The 11,339-nt window shown below is 67.9% G+C and carries 9 protein-coding genes; 4 read left to right on the top strand and 5 right to left on the bottom strand.

Translation table 11 applies throughout. The annotated features are described in order from the left end of the window. Positions 1–220: 220 nt before the first annotated feature. A complete protein-coding gene (locus tag ENSA7_RS44560; protein ID WP_181234426.1) occupies positions 221–1,426 on the bottom strand; it encodes a vWA domain-containing protein in 1,206 nt (401 codons plus the stop codon). 524 nt (positions 1,427–1,950) lie between these two features. Continuing rightward, positions 1,951–2,820, bottom strand: a complete 870-nt coding sequence (locus tag ENSA7_RS35480) for an oxidoreductase (RefSeq protein ID WP_106093846.1) — start codon at positions 2,818–2,820, stop codon at positions 1,951–1,953. Between the two features lie 122 nt (positions 2,821–2,942). Between ENSA7_RS35480 and ENSA7_RS35475 the strand changes: the two genes are divergently transcribed. From ENSA7_RS35475 to ENSA7_RS35465, 3 genes are all read left to right on the top strand, one after another. Next, entirely contained in the window at positions 2,943–3,377 is a 435-nt protein-coding gene (locus tag ENSA7_RS35475; protein WP_106093845.1) for a winged helix-turn-helix transcriptional regulator, read from the top strand. A gap of 123 nt (positions 3,378–3,500) precedes the next feature. After that, positions 3,501–3,887 carry an SRPBCC family protein gene (locus ENSA7_RS35470; RefSeq protein ID WP_219908115.1) on the top strand — a complete coding sequence of 129 codons (387 nt, stop codon included), beginning with the start codon at positions 3,501–3,503 and terminating at the stop codon, positions 3,885–3,887. A gap of 1,077 nt (positions 3,888–4,964) precedes the next feature. After that, a complete protein-coding gene (locus ENSA7_RS35465) occupies positions 4,965–5,522 on the top strand; it encodes a CARDB domain-containing protein (protein ID WP_106093844.1) in 558 nt (185 codons plus the stop codon). Between the two features lie 106 nt (positions 5,523–5,628). Here ENSA7_RS35465 and ENSA7_RS35460 read toward each other — a convergent pair whose 3' ends face one another. Together ENSA7_RS35460 and ENSA7_RS35455 are read right to left on the bottom strand one after the other, a co-directional pair. Then, positions 5,629–5,940, bottom strand: a complete 312-nt coding sequence (locus ENSA7_RS35460) for a hypothetical protein (protein ID WP_146158516.1) — start codon at positions 5,938–5,940, stop codon at positions 5,629–5,631. Between the two features lie 81 nt (positions 5,941–6,021). Beyond that, complete coding sequence (locus ENSA7_RS35455) at positions 6,022–9,060, bottom strand: serine/threonine-protein kinase (protein WP_181234425.1); 3,039 nt, start codon at positions 9,058–9,060, stop codon at positions 6,022–6,024. A 61-nt stretch (positions 9,061–9,121) separates the two neighbouring features. Here ENSA7_RS35455 and ENSA7_RS35450 point away from each other — a divergent pair, with 61 nt between their 5' ends. Next, on the top strand, positions 9,122–10,039 hold the full coding sequence (locus ENSA7_RS35450) for a hypothetical protein (RefSeq protein WP_106093841.1): 918 nt from the start codon (positions 9,122–9,124) through the stop codon (positions 10,037–10,039). A 98-nt stretch (positions 10,040–10,137) separates the two neighbouring features. On the opposite strand, the gene ENSA7_RS42770 is transcribed toward ENSA7_RS35450, so the two are convergent. Then, positions 10,138–11,268: a hypothetical protein gene (locus tag ENSA7_RS42770; RefSeq protein WP_146158514.1), complete on the bottom strand. Its 1,131-nt coding sequence runs from the start codon at positions 11,266–11,268 to the stop codon at positions 10,138–10,140. Positions 11,269–11,339 lie beyond the last annotated feature (71 nt).

The raw sequence follows: 11,339 nt of genomic DNA, 5'->3' as shown, positions 1-11,339 counted from the left end.
GTTGCGCCAGCGCCTGCCACGAGCCGCCGAGTGCGGGTGAACCGTGCTCCGGTCCGGGCAGCTGTGGCGTCGCTCTCGTGTCGCTCGACCGATCCGACCGCGCTCGACCTCAGCGCTCTCTCGGCGTCGGTCCTGCCGGTCCGGCCATCGCGATGCCACTGCAGTGGTCATGGCTGGCGGTGGAGCCGTGCGCACGGCGTGCCGCGACCCCTCAGGCTGCTCACCCGGGATTGATCGACTCGCACCCGAATTCCACGCTGATCGCCCCCATCTCGTAGCCCTGCGCCTTCATGCACGTCTGCGGACACAGGGCAATCTCCACGGGGTCGAGCGGATCGTCGTAGTACCAGCCCTCGGGGTGGTTCACGCAGTCGGCGAGGTCGTCGACGCGCGGGATCACTTCTTGGTTGTTGTTGCCGTCGTCGATGACGACGTTGACCAGGTCCGGATCGAGCATCATGCCCATCGGCGGCGGTGGAATCTGGAACTGGCACGACAAGGGAACGCCCTGAATCACCGCGGCCGCGATCTCATCGAATACGGTCTGGAAATCCTGCGCGCATAGATCGCCGAGCACCCCGCCGGTTTGGTCGATCAGGTCCATGTAGATGTCACCGATATCCGCCGCCTCGGGGCAATCCCAGGGGCAGACGATCGCGTGAAACACGAAGGGATCGTAGCTGGGGTCGAGGTCCAGAAACCCGTTGTTGAAGGCGTTGACGCTCATGTTGGACTCGTCGTCGGAGACGACGACGATGTGCTTGACTGAGTTTGGCCGAATGGAGTCCTGCCAGTCTGAATGGGTTGAAATCAGCTTCGCAAGCGCGTTGCTGCTCCCGATGCGCTCGTCGACGTGGCGGTACACGGGCAAGTTGTCGTCGTCATTGGGGCAGCCACCGCCACCGAGCGGGGGCTCGAGACAGATCCCGTTGCCGTTATTTGGATACGATGAGATCAGAACGACGTGATGATCAATCCCACTATCTGCGATCTGCGCCGAGAAGCCGTTCATCTCCGTCTGTACGAACTCGGCTTCTTGCGACATGCTGCCAGAATTGTCGACGATGAAGATGATATCGGCTGGGACCTCGACGAAATCGGCGAGCTCCGACACCGACGCACAAGCCTCATCGCCGTCGCCATCGCCGGGGCCACCATCGCCGTCGCCATCACCATCACCGTCGCCATCGCCGTCGCCGTCGCCGTCGCCGGGGTCACCATCCCCGTCTCCGTCGCCACCGTCGGCGGTCGTGCCACCATCCCCGTCGCCATCCGCCGAGTTTCCCTCTGCGGTGCCGGTCTCACTATAGCCGGAGCTAACTCCGGGCTCCCCGGCCGAGAACTCGGTGTCGGCAGACGTGTCGTCGGCTCCGCACGCGAGGCCGAGCGTCATGGTCAACGTGAGGGGTACGATGTTGCGCTGCATGTCTGGTCTTTCCACACCCTCAGACGTAGCGATTTGCGCGATGTGAGAGGGGGTGTCTCATCGGTTTCGTCGCGTGGCTCGAATCACTTCGATGCTACACGATCAGGTAGCGCTTCACCACAGCAATGAGTGACCCTCGACTCTCCCGCGGTGCCACCGCAGCGACATATGTCTAACCTGCGATCTCGAACATGTTGCATCGAAATTTTGCAATAGCGTGGATCTCACGCGCGAATATGGGCCTGCGCAACACCCCCTGATACTTCCGGTGGCGAACCAGACACGACTGGCGCGATGTCGGCTCGACGCCCGGCGAGCGCTCGAACGCACCAGCGCGAGCCGCCGGCAACTGGCCGCGCTCGCACCGGTGTCGGTTCGGCATGCAAGCGCACAGAGAGATCCGCTGAGCGGCAGGGATCTGCGCGTACTCGCTCGGGCGGTCGCCAGCAGGAAGAAGCAAAGTGCGAAAGCGAGCCCGAGCCGGAGCCCGAGCGCGGACATCCGGCCCGCCGCCGCTGCGCGAGCTAAGTGCACGCCGCGAGATCGGCGAGGTCCTGGTCGGTCAGCGAGATTCGCGTGCCAGCAATGTTTTCGCGCAGGTGCGCTGCCGACGAAGTGCCCGCAATCAATAGCACGTTGGGCGACCGCTGGAGCAGCCACGCCAACGCGATGGCGATGGTCGTCGTGTTGTGCCGGGACGCGACCTTGCGGAGTGCCTCGGACTGGAGGGGGTTGAAGCCTCCCAAGGGAAAGAAGGGGACGTAGGCGACCCCGTTGTCAGCTAGGCGGTCGATGAGCTCGTCGTCGTGGCGGTGCGCGAGGTTGTACATGTTCTGCACGCAGACGATCGGCGCGATCGCCTGCGCTTGTGCGACCTGAGCTGCCGTCGCGTTGCTCACGCCGAGATGTCGAATCAGGCCTTGTCCCTGCAACTCGACGAGCGCCTCGAACGGCTCCGCGAGCGACTCTTCCCGAGGACCCTCGGCGTCGCCGAGCCGGAGATTGACCACGTCCAGAACATCGAGCCCGAGTGACTCGAGGTTGTCGTCGATCTGCCGGCGCAGCTGATCGGGCTGCCGAGCGGTGGGCCAGCCTCCTTGCGCATCCCGGTTCGCGCCGACCTTGGTCACGATGCGCAGTGAAGCTGCGTACGGGTGCAGCGCCTCACGGATCAGCCGATTGGTGAAGCGTGGGCCATAGGCGTCGCTCGTGTCGATGTGCGTGATTCCGAGGCCAACGGCGTCACGGAGAAGCGCGCGCGCACCGTCGGGGTCGGCGGGTGGCCCCATGGCCCAAGGACCCGCGAGTTGCATCGCACCGTAGCCAAAGCGAGTGACGGGCTGATCCCCGAGCGTCCAAGAACCGCCAGGAAGTGATGATGGAGGAGTACTCATGTTGACCTTTCGTGTCCAGCCGGGTGAATCTCGGCTCCTTGCAACATCATGACGAGCGACTCCCGAAAGGGAAGACGGCACCTCAAAGTGGGTTGGGCACCTCCGGGTACGTGGATCGAAGCATGGCAACCAAGACAGCAGCACAGAAACGAGCACAAGCCAAAGCGCAGTACGACGCGTTCCTCGCAGTGTGCCCGAGCCGGAAGTTGCTCGAGCGCATCGCTGGAAAGTGGGTGACCTTGATCCTGTGCGCGTTGGGTGGATCTCATCCGCCGAAGACTGCACCTGCCAACGGATCACGCCCGATGCGCCACTCCGAGCTGACCCGCCAGATCGCAGGCGTCAGCCAGAAGATGCTCACGCAGACCCTCCGTTCCCTGGAACGCGATGGCCTCGTCACGCGCACGGTGACGGCCACCGTACCGGTCACGGTCACCTACGAGCTGACAGACCTCGGAGTGTCCCTGCACCACACGGTTCGCAGCCTCAAGTCGTGGGCCGAGACACACATGGGCGAGATCGACGCGCATCGCACGGCCCAGGACGCCAGTGACTGACCAATATCAGGCCGATCGAAGCCCTCGAGCGCCGGCGCCGAGCCGCCCTCGGCGATCGCGGCAGAACCCCCTGGTGCGAGCGCGGGGTTGGCAGCGGCCGTCTGTGTATGCACCCTGCGCGTGATGAGCACCTCCACTGCACGCATCCTGCACGTCAGCATCGAACGCCCGTGGCGCGAGGTCTATCGCTTCGCGGCCAATCCCGAGAGCATGCCGCAGTGGGCGTCCGGTCTCGCCGACGGGCTCACCCGTGATGGCGACGAGTGGGTCGCGGGAGGTGGACCTCTCGGCCCCGCCCGCGTGCGCTTCACACCGGTGAACGAGCTCGGCGTGCTCGACCATCGCGTCACGCTGCCCGACGGCACGGTGGTACACAACGCGCTGCGCGTCGTGCCCAACGGCGACGGCGCCGAGGTCATGTTCACCTTGATCCGCCAGCCGGGGCCTGCCTGTCGAAGCGCGTCCCTTCGTTCCTTGGCCAGCTGCGCGCGGAGGGTGTCGACCACCTGATCGATGCTGACGCTATCGACGTGCTCGTCCGCGAGTGGGCCGACGCGCAGGCCTGCCCACTCCACGAAGCATCCGTGTTCGGCGGCACGGACGATGTCCACATCGAGGCCGGTGAAGGGCTCGGGACCCAGGCTTCGTACGATCGACATGCGCGTGACTCTACTACATGCCCGCGTCGTTCCTGACCCCGGACCGGATGCTCCGTTGCGCTGGCCAGACCGCAAACTGATTGGTGCTCGAGGGAGCGCCGATCAGAGCCAGTCATGATCCTCGGGTGGCGGCGTGCCTTCAGGCACTCCGTTGGCGTGGCAGTTCGTGCACGCCTGGCCGCCGCCGGGAGGGGGGGTGTCTTGGCACGAGGGATTGGTCCAGTCGGGCATTGTCCAGTCGCAGGGGAGGGTGCCCCCATCCGAGCAGGCCGGGTCGTCCCAGTCGGGCATTGTCCAGTCGCAGGCGCCGTCGTCCGGCTCATCGTTGGTACAGTTCCCCCATGAGCCGTTCGGCTGGCACTGGCAGTATCGCCATACACAATGGCCGCACTCCAGCCACGCCCCCTCTTCTACGCTCGCACCTTGCCAGAAGCAGGTGCCAGACGCCAGCGGGGTCACGCCGATAGCCTGGCTCGGCCCAGCTGGCGCCGGTCCAGAACACGCCGGGAGCAACAGCGCCCAGCCCAGTATCAGCAACGCGCTTGCATTCGCATATAGATTGTTCACAGTGCCACTCCTTGCTCGGGTAAGCGGAGAAAAACCACGACTCCTCGTCAATAGCTCGTGCATGCTTCGGCGGAACCCGAACAGCTTGCGTTTGCGCTTTTTGCTCGGTTTCGCCGTACGGCGTGCGCCCGTGGACACAGGAAAGTGTGCTCGGAGCCCGCTCCCACGCGTCGCGATTCTCGCGGTCGACACCAACCTCGGTCGAGCGCCGGCTGATCTCGTGGGCGCGCGCGCGAGCGCGATGGCGAGCGTCCCCCGCACTTCGGGCGAGGGGTGCCCCTGGCCCGGAGTCACGCCGGGACAAACTGATGATCGGATCCTGGGGTGAAGGTACCTCCCCACTGAACCACTCCAGAGCGCCATGAACACCAAGCTAATCGCTTCCACAATCGCTGTCTGTACCCTGCTGCTCCCCGCCACGGCACTCGCAGCGCCCGATCTCATCGTCTCGGATATCGACGCCAACTACGACGCCGCGACCGACTTGATCACCTTCGAGATCACGGTCAAGAACAACGGCACGAGCGTGGCTGCCAGCTCGTTCTGGGTTGACATATTTGGGGCGGAGAAGGGTAACTGGGACGAGTGCGCCGAGGTCGACTGGGACTGGGCCCTGGTCCAGCCCGGCCTGGCCCCCGGCGCCGAGGAGCAGGTGGTCGTGGAGATGGATCGCGACTACACCACGCTCGGCGCGGTGTACTTCTTTGTCGATATCGATCAGCGTGTCGTCGAGGCGAGTGAGATCAACAACGAGGGACAGGCCCTGGTCTTGGCTACGGACCCGAACGAGCCGCGGGTGGCGATCGGCAACTTCTTCAAGCCCAACCCCGAGTGTCTTCAAGACGCGGTGTTCGACGCGCTCGGGATCGTGATCCCGGACTGGGCACAGATGTTCTTCGCCAAGCTGCGCATCATTTGACAGGTTCGCCGTCGGCTCGCGAGCTGAGCGACGCGACCCCGAACAGGTCGGAGTGGCGTCGCCGTGGCTCGAACCGTGACGATCACGCGGGAGTGAGGGGGCGGCTCTACTTCTTGCCGTCGCAGGTCTCGAGCGCAGCCATGGTCTCGGCGTCGCGCATGCACTTGAGCTTCTTGACCCAAGGCCCGCGGCCGAACTCCGGCGGCGTGCCGGCCCGCTTCTCGCAAGTCTTGCGCAGCTCGGTCTTCATCGCGTCAGTCGCCTCGACGCCCTGCGACTTCAGCTCGGCGAGTGTCAGCTTCTCGACGTTGTCACAGACCTTCTCGGGCGCCGGGGGCCGCAGCCAGCCGAGGTAGAACACGACGATCGCGAGGACGATCGTTGCCAGGATTCCGCCGATGATCTTCATTGCCTTCATGGGGTGTTTCGCTTTCACCCGGCAAGACGAGCCGTCCTCGCGGTTGTCGGGCGCCCCGACGAACTTTTTTCGAGTTTTTTCTCAGCGCCGCGAGGCCGCGCGCGCGCTCGCCGGATCGTCGGCGCCGCGCTGCGCGACGAGCTGGCGTTGAACGGCGCCGTAGAGCCCCGCGGCGTAGCTGTGGTCGCCGAGCTCCCAGGCCAGGTCGGCGCGGGCCAGGCACAGCTCGACGACGTCGGGGTGGTAGAGGCCGAAGCCGGCGACCAGGCCCACGTAGGCGTCGTCGAGCAGAGCCAGGGCCGCCTCGCGGTTCCCGGCGGCGCGCTCGAGGTAGCCCAGATCGGCCTGGGCGCGGGCGAGCTGCGGGCCGAAGCCGAGCTGCTCGTCGGCGAGGGTCCGGGCGCGCTCGAGGGCCGCGCGAGCGAGCTGGAGCTCGCCGGCTGCGAGCGCGGCCAGACCGACGAGGCGCAGGCCGGCGAGGCGGCGCGGCTCCTCGGGCTCCCAGACCGCATCGATCCGGGCCCAGCCGGCCTCGGCGAGCGCACGCCCAGCCTCGAGCTCGCCCGCGCGTAGCTGCGTCGCCGCCTGGTGTAGGAGCGGCAGCGCGGCCTCGGCCCCGTCGTGCAGGAAGGTCTCGGCCCGGCGGTGGTGCTCGAGCGCGCCCGCGTGATCGCCCCGGGCCTCGGCGATGTCTCCGAGCAAGACCAGATATCGGCCGCGATCGAGATCATGCCGACGCGAGCGGCCGACCCCGGGGATCTTGCTGGCCGCGCGCGCGAGCGCTTCGGCGGCGTCGAGCTGACCGCGGGCGAGCGCGGCCTCGGCGAGCGCGGCCTTGGCCCGCGCGGTGATCAACGCCTCGGGCCCGAGCCCGGCGAGGGCGAGCTGCTCGGCGCGCTTGGCCGCGGCCTCGGCCGCGTCGGGCTCGGCGGTGGCCAGGCTCGCGTCGGCGCGGGCGAGCTCGAGCTCGATCGCAATCGGGTGGTCCGCGGCCAAGCGCTCGCGCAGCAGCGGCTCGGCCTCGGCGAGCTTGTCGAGCGCCTCGCGGTGCTCGGCCACGGCCGCGAGCGCCCGGGCCTCGGCGAGCAGCGTCTGCCCGCGAAAGCTTGGATCGCCGATTCGATCAGCCAGCGCCGAGGCGGTCCGCGACCATCGCTTGCCGTCCTCGAGCTGCAGCTGCGCGGCGCCGCGCTGGTCGATCAGGGCCAGCGCCGCGAGCCCGACCGTGCGCTCGTGGCCCGCCGCCTCGCCGGTCACGGCCGCCGCCTCGAGCGAGGCGACGGCGAGCTCGGGCTCACCTAGCAGCGCATACAGCCGCCCCTGAGCGAGCTGGGCCTCGGCGAGCAGCGGCGCGTAGGCGAGCGCCTCGGCGGCCGCGACCGTGCGCTCGGCCTGCTCGCGGGTCCCGACCCAGCGCTCGAGATCGATCGCGGCCTCGAGCGCCGCGAGCTCCTTGCCGAGCAGCGTGGCCCGGGCGGCGAGCTCGACCGGCGGCGCCACCCGGTGCAGGCGCAGCCAGCCCTCATGCTCGCAGCGGGCGAGCTCGGGCAGGCGATGGGCCGCGGTCTGCAGCGCGCCGGCGACCTCGAAGCCGTCGAGTTCGCCGGCGAGCGTCACGGTCGCGTCGAACCGGTCGAGCGCATGGTCGAGGCAGCCGCGCCTCGCCTCGCGCGAGCTCGACTCGGTCGCGGCGTCGCACAGCCGCCCGGCCTGCGCCGTCCAGCTCGCAGCCCAGCCGTCGAGCACGGGCAGCAGCGCGGCGATGATCGCTTGCCCGCCGTCCATCGCCGCGACGTGGGTCCGCAGCGCGTCGCGGCGCGCCGCCGTCCAGCGTCCGCGCGCGTCGGCGATCGCCGCGGCGCCGCAGCCCTCTTCGGTCGCAACGGGCTCGACCCGATCGGGCGAGCTCGAGCTGGGCTCCGGCGCGGCCGCAGCCGCCGGCTCCGGGCTCGGCGATCCCGTCGCCCATGCGAACACGCCGACCGCCGCCGCGGCGACGAGCCCCATCGCGCCGACGAACGCGAGCGCCCGGGCGGGCGCGCTGCGATCACGCTCGAGCGCGGCGAGCAGCTCGGCCATGCTCACGAACCGTGCGGCCGGCTCGCGGGCGAGGCCCCGCGTCAAGACGGCCTCCAACCACCGCGGCAGGCGACGCGGCGGCGCCCGCAGGCGGCCCGCGAGCACGGTCTTGGCGAGCGCCGCGACGCTGTCGCCAGCGAACGGCCGGACCCCGAGCAGCGCCTCGTAGAGCGCCACGCAAAACGAGAACTGATCGCTGCGCGCGTCGGCGGGCTCGCCCTGCCACTGCTCCGGCGCCATGTAGGCCGGGGTCCCGACGATCGCCCCGCGCTCGCTCGGCAGCTGCGTCGACGCGAGCAGGTCGGCGGACGCCGCCGCGCCGTCGGGCTCGGCGACGCGGCGGGCCGCGAGCGCGAGCCCGAAGTCGGTCACCCGGACCCGGCCGTCGCCGCCGACGAGCACGTTGTCCGGCTTGAAGTCGCGGTGCACGAGCCCGGTCGCGTGCGCGGCCTCGAGCCCGCGCCCGGCCTGCACGAACGCAGCGAGGATCTCGGCGCGCCGACGCTGGCTCGCGAGCCAGCGCGTGAGCGTCGCGCCCTCGACGAACTCCATGGCCAGGAATACCTGCTCAGCGACGCGGCCGACCTCGTAGACCGCGACCACGTTGGGGTGGGCGGTCCGAGCCATCGCCCGAGCCTCGTGCATCAGCCGGGCCCGGGTCTGCTCGAGCTCGGCGCCCGGGTCGGCGTAGAGGATCTTGAGCGCGACGCGGCGATGCAGCTCGAGATCCTCGGCCTCGAACACCATCCCCATGCCGCCGGCGCCGAGCCGCGGACCCAGGCGGTAGCGACCGAACTCGGCCGAGTCCGGCCCGCCGCGCGCACCCGTCGAGCCGCCGGAACCCAAGCCGGAACCCAAGCTCGAGCCCGAGCCTGAGCCCGGCCCCCAGGTCGCCGAGCCGAACAACCGCGCGAGCTCGGCGACGGTCACCGAGCAGCGCTCGCACCCATCGATGTGGCGCTCGACGGCGCTCCGGTCCTCGCGCGTGAGCGTGGCCTGGAACAGGCCCTCGAGCTGCCACGGCTCCGGACACGGGCTCACACGCGCGAACCTACCCGACGGCGTCGCCCGGATCCAAACCCGGCCGTGGTACATAGCGTTGATGCGCGCCCCGCTGCGCGAGCTGCTCGTGTCCGCACTCGAGCCCTCGGCGAGGGCCGGCGAGCTCGCGGCCGCGCCGGCCCTCGACGAGCACCTCGCCCGGATCGTCGCCGCGCTCGAAGCCGACGTGGCCTTCGATCCGAGCCCCGATCTCGCGCTGCTCGCCGCGACCCTCGCGACGGTCGTCGAGCAAGCCGAGACCCTCGAGTCCGCGCTCGCGTCATTGGCCAGGCTCGCCGTCGCCGACCTCTACCTCGCGGCCGCCTGCGCCCGCGGAGATCGCAAGGCCCTGCGCTGGTTCGAGCGCAGCTGCGGGCCCGAGCTCGATCGCGTGATCGCCCGCAGCCCGGGCCTCGGCCTGAACGCCGACGAGTTTCGCCAGCTCGTGCTCCTGCGCCTCGTCGTCGCCGAGCCCGAACGCCGGGCCAAGATCCTCAGCTATCGCGGCCAGGGCTCGCTCAAGGCCTGGGTCCGGGTCACCGCCGCGCGCATGGTCATCGACCTCTCGCGCCGCCCGTCCAAGCTCGACAACGCCGGCCCTGCCTTGCTCGACCAGATCGGCGATGGCGACGATCTCGAGCTCGACTACCTGCGCGGCGCCTACGGCCCGCAGCTGCAGGCAGCCTTCACCGCCGCCGTCGCGGCCCTCAGCGCCCGTCAACGAAACCTCCTGCGCCAGCGCTACCTGCATCAGGTCTCCGCCGACGCGCTCGCCAAGCTCTACGCCGTCCACCGCAGCACCATCTTCGTGTGGCTCGAGCAGGCCCGCCTGACCCTGCTCGGGGCGGTCCGCGAGGCCCTCGCCGCCCGCGTGCCCGGCCACGAGCTCGACAGCGTCGTCGGTGCGCTCGGGAGCCGGCTCGACCTCAGCGTCCGCCGGCTGCTCGACTCGCGGCTCGAGCTCGAACTCGAGGGGTGATTCTCCATCCGCTTCGACTCCGTCGAAGGTCCATGGAATCGCTCGAGCCATGCCGACCGTTTGTGAGCTGGCAGGAGCCTATCGCCGCCTATCGCCGCCTATCCATTGTCTCTTTTCATGGTGACCGCCTGTACCTGCAGCCCTCCCTGAGGAATGCCCTTGCGAAGGAGCAGGCGCAACGCTTCCCTCAGTCGCCAAAAATACGTCTCCCGAATCGTCCGGTTCGAGACGAGAAGCGCCGGGACGAAGACGAGAAAGACAAGGTCGAGGCGCTGGTGCGGGGTCAGCTCTCTCTGGTTCTTCAGCAGCAGATATACGTAGAACAACGCGTTCATCATGCCGCCGCGATCCATGTTGTCCTTGCAGACCAATGAGAAGTGGTCCGACCGGCCGCTGGTCAGTAGTTCATCAATCAGCAGGCAGTAGAAAAGTACCACAAACACCTTCCTCTCGTCCCTGTTCAGCTCATTCTTGGTGTCATAAAAGTGCCGATGGACGGTGTTGAACAAGTCCGCGCAGCGTTCTCGCCACGTCCTGTGCAGGGCGGCGATGGACACATGGAAGGTCTTCCCCGCTATATGCCGCAAGAATCGCCTGCGGAATTGCGCTGCGCTCGAGGAGCGCCGGAACTGCCTTCTTTGATGGAAGAGCGAAGAATTGCACGCGAGCGAGCAAGGGAGAAATGTGGGCTGCGCATGATGATGTCGCTCAATGCATGCGCTTCGGAATGACTCGGACACATCAGGCACTCGCCTCTTCATCAAGTTGACATACAGATACCGCTTGTCCGCCAGGTAGCGCTGGAATTCTTCAGCAATGCACCCGTCGACAAGCTCACCTCTCTCCCCCTGCCTCCTGTCGCTGACAACGCAGGGGAGTCGTACGTTTGTCAGTGATGCGCCCGAGGAAAGGGCGCAGGTGTAGTACGAAAAAGTTGGATTTCCCAGCAGCAAAGGGTCATAGAGGCCGGTGACGGTTCCAGAGTGTTGACAGCGATCATTGACGCTCTCCCAGACGTCACACAGCCGATCCACGATGTCGATGTCGCAGTCGAGGTCCAGCAGGTGTCGCTTTGAGGGAGCCATCTTCTGCCTGAGAAACTCGAGGCCAGGGCGATATAGGGAGATGCGCTCTATTTTGGCAGCAAGGAAGCTGTCAATGAAGGCAAGGCACTCCCTGGTCAGCGTGTCACCAGGTGGCGCTGGAAGATGGCGCAGCGCTTCACGCAAGAGGGAGATTGTCGTGCTGAAATACCGGCGATTGACCTCTCGCTGGTGGAATGACGGCGGGCGCTGTCGGT

Source organism: Enhygromyxa salina (assembly GCF_002994635.1).
In the GTDB taxonomy this organism is placed as follows: Bacteria; Myxococcota_A; Polyangia; order Nannocystales; family Nannocystaceae; genus Plesiocystis; species Plesiocystis salina_B.
This window is presented reverse-complemented; position numbering and strand designations above follow the sequence as displayed.

Bases quoted from the DNA above. Each gene is read 5' to 3' on its own strand.
- ENSA7_RS35475 (WP_106093845.1), top strand. From the start codon at position 2,943: ATGGCAACCAAGACAGCAGCACAGAAACGAGCACAAGCCAAAGCGCAG.
- ENSA7_RS35465 (WP_106093844.1), top strand. From the start codon at position 4,965: ATGAACACCAAGCTAATCGCTTCCACAATCGCTGTCTGTACCCTGCTG.
- ENSA7_RS44560 (WP_181234426.1), bottom strand. From the start codon at position 1,426: ATGCAGCGCAACATCGTACCCCTCACGTTGACCATGACGCTCGGCCTC.
- ENSA7_RS35470 (WP_219908115.1), top strand. From the start codon at position 3,501: ATGAGCACCTCCACTGCACGCATCCTGCACGTCAGCATCGAACGCCCG.
- ENSA7_RS35450 (WP_106093841.1), top strand. From the start codon at position 9,122: ATGCGCGCCCCGCTGCGCGAGCTGCTCGTGTCCGCACTCGAGCCCTCG.
- ENSA7_RS35460 (WP_146158516.1), bottom strand. From the start codon at position 5,940: ATGAAGGCAATGAAGATCATCGGCGGAATCCTGGCAACGATCGTCCTC.
- ENSA7_RS35480 (WP_106093846.1), bottom strand. From the start codon at position 2,820: ATGAGTACTCCTCCATCATCACTTCCTGGCGGTTCTTGGACGCTCGGG.